Origin of the sequence: Kitasatospora sp. NPDC087861 (genome assembly GCF_044742585.1) — a bacterium.
In the GTDB taxonomy this organism is placed as follows: domain Bacteria; phylum Actinomycetota; class Actinomycetes; order Streptomycetales; family Streptomycetaceae; genus Kitasatospora.
In genome coordinates, this window is the sequence record NZ_JBIUUS010000007.1 from 129,728 (window position 1) to 148,432 (window position 18,705).

The following is an 18,705-nucleotide window of genomic DNA, read 5'->3' on the forward strand; positions in this document are numbered from 1 at the left end:
GCAGGGGTTCCCCTCTAGACCCGCTCCCGCCGGAGCCTGACGGCCAACAGGCAGCCGCCGGTGGCCAGTTCGAGTGCCGCTCCCGCCGACATGCCCGCCGTTACCAGGGCGGCGGCCACGACCACCACCACGACGACCACGGCCGTCTGCGCGGGGCCGGGCAGCCACGGCAGGCCCGGACGCGACGGCGCCGGGTGGTCTGCGGCACAGTGGGCGGGGGCGGGCTTCTTCTTCCGCTTCCTCGTCATCGAGGAGGTCCTCCTATATCACTGTCTACTCCAACGGGCGGGCACTTCGGTGGTTGGCGTCACACGAGGTACCCGTTCGCACAACACTCTGTCAGGCATACGGGTGATTCCCAATCGGTTCGGTGAACATCGCGCGGATTGATGCGCCAGAATCCCGGCCCCGGCCCGTGATCTCGTCACAACCCTTCGATATCAACGCAGTTCAGAGACTCGAAACCGGAATTTGATGCATTTTTGTGCAACCTGCCCTTGTAGCCGTCCTGGCCGAATGTGACGATGTGCAGCAGCGTCATCCAGACCTGCGGGTCCGGAACCCGGGGGCGCTGTCTACTCCAAACATTTCGGGAACACCGGCAGCGGGCCGTGTTGGCGCATGGGCCCGTCCGAACAGCAGAGACCGCCCGGCCCCAGCGGCCCGAGCGGTCTCTCTGTGTTTCCCAACCGTCCTGCGTTTCCCACCCGTCCTGCGCTCCCCGGCCACCCCGCGCCCACCCTGCCGGAGCGGATTGCGGGCCGGGCCGGCGCTCGGGGCTCAGAACTCAGGACTCAGCACTGGGGGCGGCGGCCGTGGTTGGCCCCGCGCCTGGCCCGGGCCTTCTTCTTGCGGCGACGCTTCGACGACATTGGCCACTCCTCTCGCAACCGGGACCCCCGGCCTCCACCGTTCCACACCCGGCTCGCCCCGGCCTGTCGGGAGCGCCCGGCCCCCGCCCGGCCCGGCCGCCCCGCGTTCAGGAGGCCAGGGCGGCGCGCCAGGCGGGGCTGTCGACGTAGTGGTTGTCGAAGCGCCCGGCGGAGGCGGCGATCGCGCCCGGGTCGGCCTCGCCGCGCATGACGCGGCCCAGCAGGCGCAGGTAGTCGAAGCGGTCCATGCCCGGGGTGAACACGAACAGGACGTCGGCCTCGGCGCCCGGGGCGGCGGCGAAGGCGTGCGGGGTGTGCGGCGGCACGGCGAGGAAGTCGCCCTCGCCCAGGATCGTGACCTCCTCGCCGACCAGCACCCGCAGCGAGCCGCTGATCACGAAGAACAGCTCCCACGCCCGGGTGTGGAAGTGCGCGGGGGCCCCGACCGCGCCCTCGGCGAAGGTGGAGCGGTAGCTCGTGAACCCGCCCTCGGTGTGCGCCGAGTCGGCGAGCAGGGTCATGGTGCTGCTCGGGTCGGCGCAGGTCTCGGCCTCGGCGTGGCGGGTCAGCACGGGGGCGGGGGCGGTGGTGTTCTTCGTCGTCGTCATGTGACCAGACTAGGACCGGAAAGACCGGCCATCAGGTGGCAATCTGGCACCGTTTTCATGGGTCAATTCCGGAGGGGCCGGCGCCGACGGACGCCCCGCCCCGGCCACCGCCAGGGTGGTCAGGGCCGCCAGGACACCCCCGCCCCCGCCGGGGCCGCCCTACCCCATCCGGACAAAAGGGTCATCTGCCCCATGGGCTCGTATAGTCGCAGGCGCAGGGGTGGACGTTCGTCTCGGCTGCTGTGAATGGGGCACGACATGGAGATCAAGCCCGCGGCGATGGTGCTCCCGAAGGACACCAGCCACCTGGAACAGGGCAAGTACGGTCCGGTCTTTCCGCGCACACCGGCGTGCTACGGCTTCACGATCATCGCGAAGGTGAAGTCCGGGCACGCCGACGCGCTGCGCGCGTACGGCAACACCCTGGCCGAGGCCCTCGCGTCCGATCCGCACCTGCTCGCGCCGCTGAAGCTGCACTACCTGCGCTGGGTGCTGTTCGACGACGACACCAGGTTCATGTACCAGGGCATCTTCGACACCGACTTCGACAAGTACACCGAGGACGCCATCGCGCTGTTCACCAGGGCCGGGGTGAACACGGCGTTCGAGCACCTGGAGGGTTTTCCGGAGGACTGGAGGACCAATCCGGAGGCGTTCGTCGGATTCGTGCGCGAACACCAGTGCCCGAGTTTCATCGAGTACGGCGAGTACCCGTACGTGACCGCCGACGAGGTGAAGAAGGCGCTGCGGGTCAGGAACGCGTTGTCCGAGATGCTCGACCAGCTCCAGTGAGGACCCATGAACGACCAGCGCACGGCGCGCGTCTACAACACCAGGCACCGGCCGCGGCCGTACACACCCGGTCGGCGCCGGGTCAGCGTCTACGTGGCGTGGAGCTATCCGGGCGAGGCCGGCAGGAACCCGGCGGAGCTGGACAACCGGTTCTCCACGATGACCGAGGTGCGGCGGGTCGCGTGGCCGGCCTACGAGGAGCCCCAGTGGTCCGATCCGATGCGGTTCCAGCAGGGCATCGCCGGCACCCTGGAGCTGTTCTTCTGGGCGTGGGAGCCGTTCCAGGACTTCGTCGCCGAGACCACCGGGCACCCGGTCGCCATGTACCAGCGCATCGACCAGGCCGGGTTCGTCACCCCGTTGGACGAGCGGGTGCTGGCCGACACCGACACCCTGTTCGTGTTCGGTCTGGACCACATGGTCACCGGGCAGCAGGCCGCCGCCGAGGAGATCGAGGCGCTGCGCGACTGGGCGGGCCGGGAGGGCACCTGCCTGGTGCTGGGCCCGCATCACGACGTCGGCGCCGGCGACGACCTCGCGGTGCGTGACATCGAGTACCACCACCACGGCGACCTGCTCGTACCGCGCCAGCAGCGCTTCGGCCGCTACACCCGCTCGCTGATGGAGGGGCTCGGCGTGCCGGTGGAGAACCGCTACGGGTTGCGTCCGGCGGTGGTCGGACCGGGCCGCATCGCCCCGCTCTCGGTCAACCGCGACCTCGACACCCGGGGCTGGCTGACCGGGGTGACCACCTTCAACTTCCACCTGCACCTGCCGCACTACGCGGTCACCACCGACGACGAGCAGGCCGCTCTGGTGCTGGGCCGCCAGCCCGTCGACCTGAGCCGTCCGCACCCGTTCACCGAGGCCGGCAACACCGAGTTCAACATGTTCCTGTGGCTGCCCCCGGCGGGCCCGCGCGCCGGGGACGTCCTCATGGCCGACTCGACCATCTTCAGTTCCCTGTTCGGCGGCGACGAGAGCCTGCGCGCCTTCTGGCGCAACGTCGTCACCACGTAGAGCCGGGGAATCGCCGAGCAGCCGGGGAAGGAGCCAGCGTGGACCTGCACGACATCCAGCGGGGTGTGCTCAGCCCGCGCCCGTCGCCGTACGCGGCGACGTACGTCCTGTTCCGCATCGACGACCGCGCCCACGGCCGCGAGCTGATGCGCCGTGCCGCGTCGGTGGTCACCTCGGCCGCGGACACCCTCAGCCCGCTCGGCGAGACCTGGGTCAGCGTCGCCGTCACCTACCAGGGCCTGCGCGCGCTGGGCGTGCCGCAGAGCGCACTGGACACGTTCGCGTGGGAGTTCCGCCAGGGCATGGCCGCCCGCGCCACCGCGCTCGGTGACATCGGACCCAGCAGCCCCGAACACTGGGAGCAGCCGCTGGGCGGCCCGGACGTGCACGTGGTCCTCACCGCCCTCGCCCCCGACACCGCGCTGCTGGAAGCCGCGATCGACCGGGCCCGGCCCGCCTTCCGGCAGTTGTCCGGCGTCACCGCGATCTGGCGCCAGGAGTGCCACGCCCTGCCCACCGAGACCGAGCCGTTCGGCTACCGCGACGGCATCAGCCATCCCGCCGTCGAGGGCAGCGACGTCCCCGGCTCCAACCCCCGCGAACAGCCGCTCAAGGCCGGCGAGTTCGTCCTCGGCCAGCCCGACGAGCTCGGCGGCGTACAGACCACCGAACCCGACGTCCTGGGCCGCAACGGCAGTTACGTCGCCTTCCGCAAGCTCCGCCAGGACGTCGCCGCGTTCCGCCGCTTCCTCGAACAGAACTCCGACGGCCCCGACGACGCGGAACTGCTCGCCGCCAAGCTGATGGGCAGGTGGCGCAGCGGCGCCCCGCTCGCGCTCGCGCCCGAGCGCGACGACCCGGCCCTCGGCGCCGACCGTACGCGCAACAACGTGTTCGGATACGCCTGCGACGACCCCGGCGGGTTCGTCACGCCCGGCGGCTGCCACATCCGCCGCGCGAACCCCCGCGACGCGGCCGTCGCCGGTGAGCCCCGCCTGCACCGCATGATCCGCCGTGGCACCGCCTACGGCCCCCTGCTGCCTGACGGCGTGACGGTCGACGACGGTGCCGACCGCGGCCTGATGTTCGCGTTCGTGGGCGCACACCTCGGGCGCCAGTTCGAGTTCGCCCAGTCGCAGTGGCTCAACGACGGCGTCTTCTTCGGCGCCGGGGACGCCCGCGACCCCATCGCGGCCACCGGCGACGGACCGCACGACTACACCATCCCCCGCCGCCCGGTCCGTCGCAGGCTGCGGGACCTGCCGGGGTTCGTCACCACCCGCGGCGGCGAGTACGCGTTCCTGCCCAGTCTCAGCGCACTGCGCTGGCTCGGCGCGCTGACCGACTGACCGGCCGAGTTGGCCGGGCCGCTCGCGGGGTGCCGGCCTCGCCCGCCGGTCGCCCGGCCCCGTCCGGCCGGTGGCCCCGACCGGGCAGGCCGGCCCGGTCGGCTCGTCAACGGGGCGGCGCGGGGGCATCCGATCGGGGGGCGGATGTGCGGTGCGGGCCGCTGTGCCCGTAGCGTCGTCGCTGCACATGGCGAAGGGCCCGGGGAGGGGTGTCGGCGATGCGGGAGTGCGGGTCATGAGGGGTGGACGGCGGCTCGGACGGGCCGTGGCGGCCCTGGCGGTGGCGGCGGCGGTGCTGACGGCGTCCGCCTGCGGCTCCTCCCCCGCCCAGGACGACCCGGCCGACGACCCCGGCGGCACCGCCGCCCCCGGCGGGCGGCCGCTCGCCCTGGTCTACCGGGGCCCGGCGGCCTGCGAGGGCTGCCCGGAGGCGGCGCGGGAGCTGCTGGAACGCGACGGCTTCGCGGTGCACTACCTCGGTCCGCAGGAGCGGCTGCACTTCGGCGCGGGCGCGCTGGCCGGCGCCGCGCTGTACGTGCAGCCGGGCGGCACCAACGGGCAGGAGGTGAGCACCGCGTGGGGCCTGCTCCGGCGCGAGCCCGGCTTCTCGCCGGAGCTGGTGCGCGACTACGTCCACGGCGGCGGGCACTACCTGGGCCTGTGCATGGGCGGCTACCTGGCCGGCGACCCGGGCTACGACCTCCTGCCGGGCGACTCCGGGCAGTACATCCGCTCCCAGGGCGCGACCGTCACCGACGAGCAGGACCACCTCGTCGACGTCGCCTGGCGCGGCCGCCCGCAGCGGATGTACTTCCAGGACGGCCCGTACTTCGACGTCGACGGCCCGGGCGTGGACGTCCTGGCCCGCTACTCCAACAACCGCGCCGCCGTCGTCGTCGCCTCCTACGGCACCGGCCGGGTGGCGGTCAGCGGCCCGCACCCGGAGGCCCCCGCGGACTGGTACCGCGACTACCACCTGCCGGACGAGTCGCGGACCGACCTGAGCCTGGGCGACGACCTGCTGCGCGCCCTGATGTCCACGCCCCCACCCGGCTCCTGACGCACCGTCATATACCTGCGGCGTCGCCCGCGGGGAACTCGGCGCGCAGCCGGGCGCGGGTGCGCATCAGGATGCGGCCGAGCATGTTCCGGCCGGTGCCGGTGCGCCCGCGCCCCCAGTAGTGGTCGGTGCCGGTGTCCTCGACGATCTCCTCGTCGCCGGTGGCGAGCAGGACGGCGCGGATGTCGGCGTGCTCGCGGAACTTGGCCTCCACCGCCCGGCGCATCACGTCGTCCTTGACGCGCTCCCAGTCGCGGCGCAACGGTTTGGCGGGGTCGCGGCCGAGTTCGGCGGCGCGCAGCGGGGTGCGGGCACGACGGATCAGGTCGGCGTGGCGGGTGCCGGGGAACTTCTGGGCCTGGAAGTAGTGCTCCGAGGTGGGCCAGAGGTGTCCGTCGAGGTGCAGGGGGTGGGGGGAGAAGTTGGAGAAGCAGCCGTGGGGGGCTTCGTCGGCGCCGTAGAAGTAGATGGTCATCCGGGCCTTGTGGAGGGGTGGTGGCGGGAGCCGTACGGTCGCAGGCGTGCGGCCGCGCCCGCAACCGGTTTCCGTCCGGTCGCGGGCGCGGGTACGGGTCCTGGTGTGGGTGTCAGCGGTGGGAGAAGCCGATCTTCGGCAGGACGCGGTCCAGCCAGGCCGGGGCGTGCCAGGCGGCGCGGCCGGTCAGTCGCAGCAGCACGGGGAGCAGGACGAGCCGGACCAGGGCCGCGTCCGGCAGGACGGCGACGCCGAGCACGAGGCCCATCTCCTTGGGCGGCAGCGGGCCGGACAGGGCGAAGGTGAGGAACACGGCGACCATGACGCCCGCCGCGGCGAAGACGACCCGGCCGGAGTGGGCGAGGGCGAAGATCATGGCCTCGCGGGGTCGCCGGTGTGCTCGTAGTGCTCCTTGACGGAGGCGAGCAGGAAGACGGTGTCGTCCATGGCGAGGGCGAAGATCATCGCGAAGAAGAACACCGGTGCCCAGCCGTCCTGACGTACCGAGCGGGAAGTCGGCTCCGTCGGCTTCCCACTCCCCGCGCGCGTGCGCCCGGTGGGGCTACCGGCCGACGGCGTGGAGGATGCGGTCGGCCACCAGGTCCGGCCGGTCGGTCGGCAGGGCGTGGCCGGCGCCGGGCACGACCTCCACCCGGGCCGAGGGCACGAGGCCGCCGATGCGGTCGGCGACCTCGCGCGAGTCGTGCAGGGCGCTGCGCGCCCCGAGCAGGAACAGCGCCGGGATGCTCAGGCGGCGCAGTTCCTCGTCGGAGAAGACCGGGGGCACCGGGAGTGCGCGGCGAAATCCCATCGACGCCCGCATCAGGCCCATCAGTTCGCCCTCCAGGACGGTGCTGTTGCCGACCAGGCGGGCCAGGCGGGGGCGCAGCGGGCGCGGCGCGGCGGCGGCGAGCCCGCCGGCGATCAGCCAGGCGTAGAAGCGGGGGCCGAAACCGGCGAAGCCCGCGGGGTCCAGCAGGGTGAGGGAGGCGACCCGTCCGGGGTGGTGGATCTGGTGGTTGAGCGCCAGCCAGCCGCCGTAGGAGCAGCCGACCACCTGGGCGTCCGTCACGTCCAGTGCGGCCAGGAGTTCGTCCAGCCAGGCGGCGCCGTCCCGGCCGTCGCCGATCGGGGCGCTCTGCACGCTCGCGCCCGGCTCGCCGACCGTGTCGACGGCGATGACCGGGCGGTGCCGGGCCAGCGTGTCGATGTACCGGTGCCACATCAGCGCGTTTCCGCCCGAGCCGGGCAGCAGCACGATCGGCTCGCCGTGCTGCGGGCCGGTCCGGTAGACGCGGGTGGTCCCGAACGCGGTCGGGAGGTCCAGTGCGGTGCGCTCTCCGGGCCACAGCTGCGCCAGGGTCCGCTCGTAGGCGGCCTGAAACCGGTCCCTGGCCTGGTCGTTCTTGAACTGGCTGATTCGCATGATACATGTGTATCACGGCATGATACGGGTGTACCAGGAGGTCGAATCATGAACGTGCGGGTCGATCACGAGGACCGCAGGCGGCAGATCGCCGAGGCGCTGCTGCGCATCGCCGACACCCAGGGGCTGCAGTCGGCCAGCATGCGGGCGGTCGCCGCCGAGGCCGGCGTCTCGCTGCGGCTGGTGCAGTACTACTTCGAGACCAAGGAAGGGCTCCTGCTGGACGCGCTGGAGCGGCTCGGCACCCAGCTCCAGGCCCGCATGGCGCGGTGGATCACCGAGGCGGGTTCCCCGCCCACGCCGCGCGCCCTGGTGACCGCGGTCCTGTCGAGCATCCTGCCGACCGACCCGGAGAGCCGCCGGATCACCCGGACCTACGCCGCGTACTACACGCTGGTGCTCAGTGATCCCGCGCTGGTGGAGAAGCACGGAACGCCCCAGCCCGACCTGCTGGAGGGCTTCCTCGCGAAGCAGATCCGCGCGGCCCAGCGGTCGGGGGAGATCGACTCCGGCAAGGACCCCGAGATGACCGCGGCCGGACTGCTGGCCATGGTCAACGGCCTCGGCTCCAGCGTGCTGGGCCGCCAGCGCACCGGCGACGCCGCGCTGGCGATCCTCACCCACCACCTGGACGAACTGTTCCGGACAGCCTGAGAGCCCGGGCAGCTCCCGGCGGGCGGGGAGCGGATGGCCCCAAGTCCCGGGCGCCGGTGTGCCGTTCAGCCGGATCGCGTCCGGTCGGCCCACCGGCGCCCTGTCCGCCAGACCCCCGGCGCGCAAGACTGTCCCGGTCCCGCGCGAGGGACCGGCGAAGAGGTCAACTCCCGTACGGGGCAATCCTTTTCCGCTACCGAATGGGGAGGTTCACCGACCGTGTACAGGAGACTTCCACAAGCCGTGCTGGCGGGCGTGCTGGCCGCGGCCTTCGCGGGAACGACCGCGGCGGGCGCAGCGGGAACGACCCCGGCACAGCGGCTCACCGCCGCGTGCGGGACCGATGCCACCGCCCAGGGCCTGGCCGGCGACGCCGTCCCGGGCAGCCTGCTGGAGACACGGCGCTCCGACGGGCGGACCGAGCAGTTCCAGCAGTTCTACGCTGCGCCCGCTGCCGGTGCTCACCCCCGGCATCCGGCTGTACGGGCCGTACCGGCCGGTGGAGGAGGACACCCTGGTCGGCGGCGACCTGTACGACGCCGCCGACACCCCGTACGGCACCCGGGTGCTGGTGGGCGACGTCCAGGGCTGCCCGAGGCCCTGGACCGCGAGGCCCGCCGCTGGAGCGGGGGCCGCAGCCGCGACGACGTCACCGTCCGGTCCCTGCGCCGCGCGCCCTGAAGTGCTCCGGCCTCACAGCTTCAGGAACTCCAGCAGGTCCGCGTTGAAGCGCTCCTTGTCGCCGGGGACCATCGCGATGCCGTGCGAGCCGTTCTCGTAGACCTTCAGGACGGCGCCGGGGATGAGCTCGACGGCGCGGCGGGCGGTGGCGTCGATGGGGACGATCCGGTCGTCGTCGCCGTGGACGATCAGGGTGGGGATGTCGAACCGGGCCAGGTCGTCGTGGAAGTCGGTGTAGCCGAAGGCGTCCACGCAGTCGACGCCGCCCTCGATGGTCTGCTGCATGGCCATGAACCAGAAGGCGTCCCGGTTGCCCTGGGTGGCCCGGGAGCCCGGGCGGTCGGCGGAGAAGAAGTTGACGGAGGTGTCCTGCCAGAACTGGGAGCGCTCGGTGAGGATGCCGGCCTTGATGTCGTCGAGGACGGTGCCGGGCACGCCGTGCGGGTTGCCGGGGCCCTGCGCCATGCGCGGGGTGATCGCCGACAGCAGGACGGCGGAGCGCAGCCGCCCGGTGCCGTGGCGGCCGATGTAGCGGGCGAGCTCGCCGCCGCCCATGGAGTGGGCCACCAGGGTGGCGTCGCGCAGGTCGAGCCCGGTGAGCAGGCTGTCGAGGTCGTCGGCGAAGGTGTCGAAGTCGTAGCCGTCGTAGACCGGGGTGGAGCGGCCGTGGCCGCGCCGGTCGTGCGCGATGGCCCGCAGGCCGGCGTCCGCGACGGCCTTCATCTGGTCCTGCCAGGCGTCGCCGTTGAGCGGCCAGCCGTGGATGAACACCACGGGGCGTCCGCTGCCCCAGTCCTGGTAGAAGATCTCGACGCCGTCGCGGGTCCGGGAGATGGGCATGCTGCTGCTCCTTCGGGTGGTACGCGGGGGGTCGGCCCGCCGGGGCCGCAGGTTCATCCAACGGGAGGCGCGCGGGGGCCGCATCCCACGGCGGCCGGGGACCGGGTGGCAGGGGACGCGGCGCTGCGCCGTCCGGGTGAGGGCGGCCCGGACGCGCCGCTGCCCCGGACCGGCGGTCCGGGGCAGCGGCGGTACGGGACGGGACGGGTCAGTGGCCGATGCCGGTCTCGGTGAAGTCGCCGGCCACGCCGTCCGGGCCGATGACCAGGAGGGCGTTGAGGTAGGAGGCACCGCCAGGGCCGAAGTCGACATCGGTGACGTGCAGGGCACTGCCGTTCGGGCCGACGGAGAACGCGCCGTGGTCGAAGTTCGCGGTCGGAACGGGGGAGTCGGCGGAGGCGATGGTCGCCCCGCCCACGACGAGCGGCAGCGCGAGAGCGGAGACGGCCAGGACGCGGTACGCAGTACGCATGAGGAAAAGCCCTTCCAGACATCAGAGGTGATGGTTCGACAGACCGCCCGGATTCGGCGGCTCACCACCATCGACGCACATTCGCATACGCACAGCTACAGGGGGGCCGCCACTCGGGTGCGGCTATCACTCCGATCCCGCACCCGTCGGAGCCTTCCGGCATGATCTGCCGCTCCATCACCCGCGAGAACGGGCACCCCGCCGACGAGCACCCCCGCACGGCCCCCGACCGGGCGAACCACCGCCGGACGGACCACCGACGGGCGAACCACCGGCGGCGTCCGGGCGGCGTCCGACCGGTGTGAGGCGCGCCACTTTCGGGGCGGTGGTGCAGCAGGGCGGGGCCGGGGGGCGTCAAGGGGGCGGAAAGTGACGGCGGGAAAGAGAGTGAGGGCGGCGGGTGAGGCTGCGCAGGGCCAGTCCCGGGATCGACTTCGTCGAGTTCGTGCAGCAGCGTTCGGGCGCGTTGTTCCGGACGGCGTACGTACTCACCGGGGACGCGCACACCGCGGAGGACCTCGTTCAGGAGGCGCTGGAGCGGGCCTGCCGCAACTGGCGGCGGGTGGCGGCCGCGGAGGTGCCCGAGGCGTACGTGCGCCGGATCCTGGTGAACCTGGCCAACGACCGCTGGCGGCGGCTGAGCCGCTCCGGCGAGCGCCCCGCCGCGGCGCCCGGCGCCGAGCACGCCGACCCGCGCGACGCCTACCGGTCGGTGGAACTGCGCGCGGAGCTCGTCACGGCGCTGCACACGCTGCCGATGGGGATGCGCACCGTGGTCGTCCTGTACTACCTCCACGACCTGGGGGACCAGGAGATCGCGCAGACACTGGACATCTCCCCCGGCGCCGTGCGCTCCCAACTCGCCCGCGGCCTCGCGAAACTGCGGTCCGCACTGCCCCGGCAGGACGTCCCGTCCGCGCCGCCGACCTCGCGCGGAGGTGCGTGATGACCCGCTTCCCGTCCCACGATCCCGACCGCACCGGCCCCGGCCCCGGCTTCGGCCCCGATCCCGACCCCGATCCCGACTTCGACAAGGAGCTCCTCGCCGCCATGACCGCATTCGCCGACAACGCCCCCGCCCCCGTCATCGACGCCCTCGACATCCGGCGCACGGTGCGCCGGCGCACCGTGCTCACCAGCGTGGTGGCGGCGGCCGCGGTGGTCGCCATCGGCACGGGCGCGACACTGCTCGCGCCCGGTTCGGGCCCGACGCCCGCCGGGGGCCTGCCGGTCGGGCCCGCGAGCGCCACGGCGCAGCCGTCCGAGGGCACGCCCTCCCCCTTCGCGTCCTCCGCCGCCTCCGGGCCGTCGGCGCCCTCCGCCACCTCCGGGCCGCCGGAGGCCTCCGGCACCCCCTCGCCCGCGGCGCAGCCGGGCGAGGGCGCACAGGTGAGCGTGCCGTCCCTCACGGGTCTGGACAAGGATGCGGCCATCAGGCTGCTGGAGGCGGCGGGGCTGCGCTACGAGGTCCACGAGTTCACCGACTGGAAGGTGCCCGCCGGATCGGTCATCAACTCCGAGCCGCAGGCCGGCCACAGCGCGCCGGCGCACTCGACGGTCCAGGTGTTCGTCTCCAAGGGCTCGCCGGGCCACTGACCGGCGCCGCCGCCGGGCCCCGCGCCCGGCGGCGGCCCGCTCGTGGACCCCCGGCTGCGGGCCCCACCTGCGGCGATCTAGGGTGCAGGCATGATCTCCTCACCGATATCCGGCCCCGACCAGGCGATGCGGGTGCTGATGGAGGGCAATGCCCGGTTCGTCGCGGGCAGCCCGGAGCATCCCAACCAGGACGCCGGGCACAGGGCCGCCCTCGCGCCGGCGCAGCGGCCCTTCGCGGTGCTGTTCGGCTGCTCGGACTCCCGGCTGGCGGCCGAGATCATCTTCGACCGGGGGCTGGGCGACCTGTTCGTGGTGCGCACGGCCGGGCACGTCACCGGGGCCGAGGCGCTGGGCAGCATCGAGTACGGGGTGAGCGTGCTGGAGTGCCCGCTGGTGGTGGTGCTGGGGCACGACTCCTGCGGCGCGGTGGGCGCGGCGATAGCGGCGCTCGACCAGGGCCGGCTGCCCGGCGGTTTCGTGCGCGACGTGGTCGAGCGGGTCACCCCGAGCGTGGTGTCGGCGCGGGCCGCGGGCATCGAGGACCCGGACGGGATCGTCGACGAGCACATCCGCCAGACCGTGGACCTGCTGCTGGAGCGCTCCCAGCTGCTGGCCGCCAAGGTGGCCGAGGGCGCGGTGGGCGTCGTGGGCCTGTCCTACCGGCTGCGCGACGGCCAGGCCCGTGCGGTGGCCGCCCGCGGCCCGGTCGGCACCTCGCGCTGACCGGCCGGTCGGGGTCTCGCCCGGATCGCCGGCCGCCGCGCGCTGACCGCCGAACGCGGTGTCCGATCCCCGCCAGCGGGCCCCGGGCGGGCGGGGCAGAGTCGGAGGCCGACAACGGTTTCCCACCCAAGGACGGCATTCCCGTGCACAAGGCCACCGACCTCAAGGTCCTCTACTTCGGCACCCCGGTGGTGCTGATCAGCACCCGTAACGAGGACGGCAGCGCCAACCTGGCGCCGATGTCCTCGGCCTGGTGGCTCGGACAGTCCTGCGTGCTGGGCCTGGGCAACACCGCCCAGACCGCCGTCAACCTGCGGCGCGAGGGCGAGTGCGTGCTCAACCTGCCCTCCTCCGGGCAGGTCGACGCCGTCGACGGCCTCGCGATGCTGACCGCCAACCCGGACATCACCGAGCACCGCCGGGAGCAGGGCTACCGCTACGAGCGGCGCAAGTTCGCCGCCGCCGGGCTCACCGAGCAGCCCTCGGAGCTGGTGGGGGCGCCGCGTGCCGCGCAGTGCCCCGTCCAGTTGGAGTGCCGGCTGGAGGTGGCCACCCCGATGGCCGGCAACCCGTACTGCACCGCCTTCGAGGTCACCGTCGTGCGCGCCCACGTCGAGGAGCGGCTGATCGTGCCCGGCACCGACCACTACGTCGACCCGCTGGGCTGGGATCCGCTGATCATGAAGTTCTGCGAGTTCTTCGGCGACGGCCGGCGCCTGGCCCCCTCCCGGCTCGCCGAGGGCTGGCAGATGCCGGGCCGGCTGCCCGCCGCCGTCTGACGACGGGCAGGGCCCTACGCGGTGGCCCCGCAGGAGTCGCAGACCAGGGTGGCGGGCAGCTGGAGGAAGCAGGAGGGGCAGATCGCCGGCGGGCGGGGCGGGGCGGCGACGGCCGCCTTGCGGGTGACGGACGCCTGCAGGCGCGGCGCCAGCGCGGGGGTGCCGCCGTCGGCGGGCAGCGGCGCGCCGAAGTGCCGGTAGCAGGCGAGGCGGGCCGCGGCGGCGTGCTGCTCGCGGTCCATCTCCCCCGCCAGCGGCGGCTGCCCGGCCACGGCCAGCACCTCCTGGTAGCCGACGCCGACCATGCCGTCGGTGGCGTGCACCACCAGCGCGGTCAGCGGCGGGTCCCCGCGCCGGTGCGCCTCGCGCACCACCAGGGCCAGCACCTTGCCGATCCAGGTGCGCTGGTGCACCCGGGTGCGGATGCCGGCCGCCTCCTGCACCGCCTCGGCGAGCTCGGCGTAGGTGATCACCGCGTGGTAGCGGCGTGCCACGTCCACCAGGGCCGGGTAGGCGGCTCTGGTCCAGGCGACCTGGGCCTGGGTGGAGCTGACCGCCGAACCGTCCGCCACCCGCCAGTAGCCGCGCTGCTGCTGTTCCATTCGCCCGCCCCTGAAACCTCGTCTGAAACCTCGTCCGCCGGTCCCCGCCCGGAGCGAGGCTACCCCTCCTCCCGGCGCCGGCGGCCGCCGGGGGCTTGACTTCAAGTGCTGTTGAAGTCGTCGAATGGGTCCCGACCGCAGCCGTACGGGCATCGCGGTCGATGCCCCGCCCGTACGGAACGACCCGGGTCCGGGGCCGCCTGCTTCCCGATCGTGCCGCAGGCGGCCCCGGACCCGCCGTCGTCCGCCCGGGGCCCCTCCCCCGGCAGGTGCTGCCCACCTCCACGGTGCGAGCGCCTTCGTGCCGCGGGAGCCCGGGTGCGTGCCGTACCGGAGGGCACGCGCGTCGACCCCCGGATCCGGGCGGGATCAGGGGGCCGTGGCGGGGGGCCGTCGCGGGGCGGGCGGGTGGCCCGGGCGGTCAGGCCGCGGCTTCGGCGAGGGTGTGGGCGACGAGGGCGTTGGCGTGGCCGTGGCCGAGGCCGTGCTCGGTCTTGAGCCAGGCGACGAGCTCCATGTGCCGGGTGAGCGGGGAGGTGCGGATGAGGTCCTTCCACTCGGCGATGGGGCGGCCGTGCTTCTTCTCGATGGACGGGAAGTAGCTGGCGGGGCCCTTGGCGGGGGTGGCGGTCATGGCCGGGTGTCCTCTCGGTGCGGTCGCGTTCTTCAGGTAGGACCGCGACCGCACCGGGAACTCATCGCCCGCCCGGGGTGAGCCGCGTCACACCCCCGCGCGGCGCCTGGCGCGGCCGGCCCGGCGCCCGGCGGGCGGGGTGGGGTCGGCGTTCCAGGCGGCGACGGGGTTGCCGAGCCAGCGGGTGGCGCCGGGGACGTTCTCGCCGCGCATGACCAGGGAGGCGGGGCCGACGGTGGTGCCGGCGCCGAGGGCGGAGTTGAGCAGGACGATGGAGTGCGGCCCGGTGGTGGAGCCGGCGCCGAGGTGGACCGGGCCCAGCCGCATCACGCGGTCGTGGAAGAGGTGGGTCTGCAGGACGGTGCCGCGGTTGACGCTGGCGCCGGCTTCGACGGTGACGAGGTCGCTCTCGGGCAGCCAGTGGGTCTCGCACCACACGCCGCGGCCGATGTGGGCCCCGAGGCTGCGCAGCCAGACGTTCAGGTAGGGCGTGCCGGTGATGCTGGAGCCGCCGAAGGGCATGGCGAGTTCCTCGACGAAGGAGTCGTAGAGCTCGTTGCGCCACACGAAGGTGGACCACAGCGGGTGTTCGGCGACGCGGAAGCGTCCGACGAGGAGCCACTTGGCGGCGGTGGTGACCAGGCAGGCGACGACGGCGGCGGCGATGAGGACGAGGCCGGCGGCGGCCAGGGCGCGGGGCAGGCCGTAGTCGTCGCGCAGCGCCTGGAGGGCGGCCAGGACGAGGTCGCCGAGGAGGGCGGCCAGCACGATGGGCAGCAGGCGGCACAGTTCGACGCCGGCGCGGGCCCACATGAGGCGCCGGGGCGGGTTGTAGGTGCGGGCGTCGCCGCCGGCGGCCGCGACGCGCGGGAGGGCGAAGGCGGGGCGGCCGAGCCAGGAGGAGCCTTCGGGGGCGTGGGCGGGGGTGTCGGACAGGACGCCGACGAGGGAGTTGTCGGGCAGCTTGCGGCCGGGGCCGACGATGCTGGAGTTGCCGACGAAGGAGCGGCGCCCGACGTGGGCGGGGCCGATGTGCAGCCAGCCGGCGCGCAGCTCGTAGGGGGCGACGAGGGTGTCATCGGCGAGGAAGGCGCCGTCGTCGACGCGCATCAGGCCGGGCAGGGCGAGGACGGTGGAGGCCTCGACGCGGCGGCCGACCTTGGCGCCGAGCAGGCGCAGCCACACGGGGGTGAAGAGGCTGGCGTAGAAGGGGAAGAGGGTGCGCCGGGCGGTGTCGCTGAGGCGGGTGACGGCCCAGGCGCAGTAGGCGACGCGGCCGTGGGCGGGGTGGAAGCCGGGGTGCAGCGGGATGGAGAAGAGGCGGACCAGCAGTGCTATCAGCGCGGCGTGGCACACGATGGCGAGGGCGGCCAGCGGGATGGTGGCGGGCAGGAGTCGGAGGAGGGCCGCGGTGAGGGTGCGGTCGGTGTCGATCATCGGGTAGACGATGGCGAGCGCGGGCAGGGCGGCGACGATCGGCAGGAGGCCGAAGAGCGTCAGGCCGGCGCCGTAGGCGAGGTTCCAGAAGCGGGAGCGGGGGGTGACGGCGGGCTCGGGCCAGGTGGTGCGGGCCTCGGTGGAGGGCCGGGCCGGGGAGCCGTGCCAGTGTTCGCCGGCGGGGACGGCGCCGGTGACGCAGGAGCCGGGGGCGATGTCGGCGCCGGCGCCGACGCGGGCACCGGGCATGAGGGTGGAGCGGCCGCCGATGCGGGCGCCTTCACCGATGTCGACGTGGCCGAGGTGGAGGGTGTCGCCGTCGAGCCACCAGCCGGCGAGGTCGGCTTCGGGTTCGATGGTGGCGCCGGCGCCGATGCGGGCGAGGCCGGTGACGGGGGGCAGGGTGTGCAGGAGGGCGCCGGGGCCGACGCGGCAGCCGAGCGCCCGGGCGTAGCGGCGGGCCCAGGGGGTGCCGGCGAGGGCGCCGACGCCGAACAGGGTGACCACGCGTTCGGCGGCCCACAGCCGCAGGTGGGCGTGGCCGCCGCGGGGGTGACTGCCGGGGCGCAGGCGGGCGGTGAGCAGGCGGGCGGCGCCGGCGGCGAGGAGGGTGCGGCCGGGGGCGCTGAAGAAGAGCAGCAGGCCGCCGGCGATGAGCCACCAGGAGCTGTGCGGGGCCCAGCTGAGGCGGCTGCCGGTGAGGTTGTCGAAGACGGAGAGGGCGAGGATCCAGCGCAGTCCGGCGAGGGTGAAGACGCCGAGCAGGATCAGGCTCTGCCACAGGCCGGCGCTGGCGGGGGTGCGGCGCACGGGCCGGGCCGGGGCGGGGGCCTGGGCGGTGCCCGCTTCGGGCTCGCCGCGCAGGCCGTCGAGGTAGGCGGCGAGGTCGCCGAGGACGGGGTGGGCGTAGAGGTCGGCGACGGAGACGCCGGGGTGGCGGGTGCGCAGTTCGGAGACGAGGCGGGCGGCGGTGAGGCTGGAGCCGCCGAGGGCGAAGAAGTCGTCGCCGCCCGCGGGGGCCATCCCGAGCAGGCCCTCCCAGTGGCCGGCGAGCCAGGCGGCGGTGCCGTCCAGGGGGGCGCTCTGGGCGCGGTCCTGGGTGCCGGTGGTGGCGAGCGGCCAGGGCAGGGCGTTGCGGTCGACCTTGCCGGAGGTGCGGGTGGGCAGGGAGTCGACGAGGGCGAGGACGGGCACGAGCGGGGCGGGCAGGCGCTCCAGCAGGAGGCGGCGGGCGTCCGTGAGGTCGGGGGTGGCGCCGGGTCGGGGGACGAGGTAGCCGACGAGCAGGTCGGCGCCGGCGGGGGTCTTGCGGACGGCGGCGGCCGCGGCGCGGATGCCGGGCAGGGCCTGCAGGGCGGCGTCGATCTCGCCGAGTTCGATGCGCCGGCCGGCGAGTTTGACCTGGTCGTCGGCGCGGCCGACGAAGACGAGGCCTTCGGGGTCGTTGCGCACGAGGTCGCCGCTGCGGTAGACGCGGGGCGAGGTGAACGCCGGGTGGGCGGTGAACTTCTCGGCGTCCTTGGCGGGGTCGAGGTAGCGGGCGGTGCCGATGCCGCCGATGAGGAGTTCGCCGGTCTCGTACCAGGGGGCGGGGTTCCCGGCGGGGTCGACGACGGCGATCTCCCAGCCGTCCAGGGGCGCGCCGATGCGTACGGGCTGGCCGGGCAGCATGCGGGCGGCGGTGGCGACGACGGTGGTCTCGGTGGGGCCGTAGGTGTTCCAGAACTCGCGGCCGGGGGTGGCGAGGCGCTCGACGAGTTCGGCGGGGCAGGCCTCGCCGCCGACGATGATCAGGCGCACGGCGTCCAGGCACTCCTGCGGCCACAGGGCGAGCAGGGTGGGGACGGTGGAGATGGCGGTGATGCGGCGTTCCACCAGCCAGGGGCCGAGGTCGGTGCCGGCCTTGACCAGGGAGCGGGGGGCGGGCACCAGGCAGGCACCGTGGCGCCAGGCCAGCCACATCTCCTCGCAGGAGGCGTCGAAGGCGACCGACAGGCCGGCCAGGACGCGGTCGCCGGGTCCGAGCGGCTGGGCCCGGAGGAAGAGGCGGGCCTCGGCGTCGGCGAAGGCGGCGGCGGAGCGGTGGGTGACGGCGACGCCCTTGGGGCGGCCGGTGGTGCCGGAGGTGAAGATGATCCACGCGTCGTCGTCGGGCGTGGGCCAGGCGGGGCGCCCGCCGGGCTGCGGGCCGGGGCCGGGGGTCAGCCGGCGTTCGGCGCCGAGGACGGCGCACACCCGGGCGTCCTGCCAGATCATGTCGGCGCGCTCGTCGGGGTCGTCGGCGTCGACGGGCACGTAGGCGGCGCCGCAGCGCAGGACGGCGAGGATGGCGACGTAGAGGTCGGCGGTGCCGGAGGGGATGCGCACGCCGACCCGGTCGCCGGTGCCGATGCCGTGTCCGGCCAGGACGCCGGCGAGGGCGTCGACCTCCTGCAGCAGGGCGCCGTAGCCGAGCACGGCGGTGCCGGTGTCCAGCGCGGGTGCGTGCGGGTGGGCCTGTGCGGTGGCGGCCACGATGTCGAGCAGGCTGCGCGGGTGCGCGGGCTGAGCCACCGGCCAACCGATGGCGTGGCCCGGCGCGGGGCGGTTCAGCGTGCCCGGCCCTGCCAGGTCCTGACGTACATCCATAAGGGGGTCCTCGACTGGGGGGTACATAAAGGGGTGCATACAGGGAGTCACCTTGCG

At 74.1% G+C, this 18,705-nt stretch carries 19 protein-coding genes; 9 read left to right on the top strand and 10 right to left on the bottom strand.

The window, feature by feature from the left end:
• Positions 1-14 precede the first annotated feature (14 nt).
• Both ACIOJE_RS13000 and ACIOJE_RS13005 read right to left on the bottom strand, forming a co-directional pair.
• Positions 15-248: a hypothetical protein gene (locus tag ACIOJE_RS13000; RefSeq protein WP_400775743.1), complete on the bottom strand. Its 234-nt coding sequence runs from the start codon at positions 246-248 to the stop codon at positions 15-17.
• A 731-nt stretch (positions 249-979) separates the two neighbouring features.
• The gene (locus ACIOJE_RS13005; RefSeq protein ID WP_280677479.1) at positions 980-1,480 is read right to left on the bottom strand and encodes a cupin domain-containing protein; all 501 of its coding nucleotides are present in this window, start codon (positions 1,478-1,480) and stop codon (positions 980-982) included.
• Positions 1,481-1,738: 258 nt separating this feature from the next.
• Here ACIOJE_RS13005 and ACIOJE_RS13010 point away from each other — a divergent pair, with 258 nt between their 5' ends.
• From ACIOJE_RS13010 to ACIOJE_RS13025, 4 genes are all read left to right on the top strand, one after another.
• On the top strand, positions 1,739-2,272 hold the full coding sequence (locus ACIOJE_RS13010) for a hypothetical protein (protein ID WP_280677480.1): 534 nt from the start codon (positions 1,739-1,741) through the stop codon (positions 2,270-2,272).
• 6 nt (positions 2,273-2,278) lie between these two features.
• On the top strand, positions 2,279-3,292 hold the full coding sequence (locus tag ACIOJE_RS13015) for a hypothetical protein (RefSeq protein ID WP_280677481.1): 1,014 nt from the start codon (positions 2,279-2,281) through the stop codon (positions 3,290-3,292).
• A 38-nt stretch (positions 3,293-3,330) separates the two neighbouring features.
• Entirely contained in the window at positions 3,331-4,641 is a 1,311-nt protein-coding gene (locus ACIOJE_RS13020; RefSeq protein WP_280677482.1) for a Dyp-type peroxidase, read from the top strand.
• 235 nt (positions 4,642-4,876) lie between these two features.
• On the top strand, positions 4,877-5,701 hold the full coding sequence (locus tag ACIOJE_RS13025; protein WP_280677483.1) for a hypothetical protein: 825 nt from the start codon (positions 4,877-4,879) through the stop codon (positions 5,699-5,701).
• Positions 5,702-5,708: 7 nt separating this feature from the next.
• On the opposite strand, the gene ACIOJE_RS13030 is transcribed toward ACIOJE_RS13025, so the two are convergent.
• From ACIOJE_RS13030 to ACIOJE_RS13040, 3 genes are all read right to left on the bottom strand, one after another.
• Positions 5,709-6,176 carry an NADAR family protein gene (locus tag ACIOJE_RS13030; RefSeq protein WP_400775746.1) on the bottom strand — a complete coding sequence of 156 codons (468 nt, stop codon included), beginning with the start codon at positions 6,174-6,176 and terminating at the stop codon, positions 5,709-5,711.
• A 112-nt stretch (positions 6,177-6,288) separates the two neighbouring features.
• Positions 6,289-6,552 carry an MMPL family transporter gene (locus tag ACIOJE_RS13035; RefSeq protein ID WP_400775749.1) on the bottom strand — a complete coding sequence of 88 codons (264 nt, stop codon included), beginning with the start codon at positions 6,550-6,552 and terminating at the stop codon, positions 6,289-6,291.
• Between the two features lie 186 nt (positions 6,553-6,738).
• Complete coding sequence (locus tag ACIOJE_RS13040; RefSeq protein WP_400775752.1) at positions 6,739-7,602, bottom strand: alpha/beta fold hydrolase; 864 nt, start codon at positions 7,600-7,602, stop codon at positions 6,739-6,741.
• 54 nt (positions 7,603-7,656) lie between these two features.
• Between ACIOJE_RS13040 and ACIOJE_RS13045 the strand changes: the two genes are divergently transcribed.
• Complete coding sequence (locus tag ACIOJE_RS13045; RefSeq protein ID WP_400776032.1) at positions 7,657-8,256, top strand: TetR/AcrR family transcriptional regulator; 600 nt, start codon at positions 7,657-7,659, stop codon at positions 8,254-8,256.
• A 693-nt stretch (positions 8,257-8,949) separates the two neighbouring features.
• On the opposite strand, the gene ACIOJE_RS13050 is transcribed toward ACIOJE_RS13045, so the two are convergent.
• The gene (locus tag ACIOJE_RS13050; RefSeq protein WP_400775754.1) at positions 8,950-9,777 is read right to left on the bottom strand and encodes an alpha/beta fold hydrolase; all 828 of its coding nucleotides are present in this window, start codon (positions 9,775-9,777) and stop codon (positions 8,950-8,952) included.
• Between the two features lie 208 nt (positions 9,778-9,985).
• Entirely contained in the window at positions 9,986-10,249 is a 264-nt protein-coding gene (locus ACIOJE_RS13055) for a hypothetical protein (protein WP_280677494.1), read from the bottom strand.
• Between the two features lie 406 nt (positions 10,250-10,655).
• Here ACIOJE_RS13055 and ACIOJE_RS13060 point away from each other — a divergent pair, with 406 nt between their 5' ends.
• From ACIOJE_RS13060 to ACIOJE_RS13075, 4 genes are all read left to right on the top strand, one after another.
• Positions 10,656-11,195, top strand: a complete 540-nt coding sequence (locus ACIOJE_RS13060; protein ID WP_280677832.1) for a SigE family RNA polymerase sigma factor — start codon at positions 10,656-10,658, stop codon at positions 11,193-11,195.
• Positions 11,195-11,845, top strand: a complete 651-nt coding sequence (locus tag ACIOJE_RS13065) for a PASTA domain-containing protein (protein WP_400775756.1) — start codon at positions 11,195-11,197, stop codon at positions 11,843-11,845. Before ACIOJE_RS13060 ends, ACIOJE_RS13065 begins: the two co-directional genes overlap by 1 nt.
• A 90-nt stretch (positions 11,846-11,935) precedes the next feature.
• Positions 11,936-12,568, top strand: coding sequence for a carbonic anhydrase (locus ACIOJE_RS13070; protein WP_400775759.1), 633 nt, complete (start codon positions 11,936-11,938; stop codon positions 12,566-12,568).
• A 143-nt stretch (positions 12,569-12,711) separates the two neighbouring features.
• Positions 12,712-13,347, top strand: a complete 636-nt coding sequence (locus ACIOJE_RS13075) for a flavin reductase family protein (protein WP_280677500.1) — start codon at positions 12,712-12,714, stop codon at positions 13,345-13,347.
• 14 nt (positions 13,348-13,361) lie between these two features.
• On the opposite strand, the gene ACIOJE_RS13080 is transcribed toward ACIOJE_RS13075, so the two are convergent.
• The 3 genes from ACIOJE_RS13080 to ACIOJE_RS13090 all read right to left on the bottom strand — a co-directional run bounded on the left by ACIOJE_RS13080 (position 13,362) and on the right by ACIOJE_RS13090 (position 18,648).
• Positions 13,362-13,949, bottom strand: coding sequence for a hypothetical protein (locus ACIOJE_RS13080; protein WP_280677501.1), 588 nt, complete (start codon positions 13,947-13,949; stop codon positions 13,362-13,364).
• A gap of 421 nt (positions 13,950-14,370) precedes the next feature.
• Positions 14,371-14,583, bottom strand: a complete 213-nt coding sequence (locus tag ACIOJE_RS13085) for a DUF4287 domain-containing protein (protein ID WP_400667661.1) — start codon at positions 14,581-14,583, stop codon at positions 14,371-14,373.
• Positions 14,584-14,670: 87 nt separating this feature from the next.
• Entirely contained in the window at positions 14,671-18,648 is a 3,978-nt protein-coding gene (locus tag ACIOJE_RS13090) for a Pls/PosA family non-ribosomal peptide synthetase (protein ID WP_400775763.1), read from the bottom strand.
• Between the last annotated feature and the right edge of the window lie 57 nt (positions 18,649-18,705).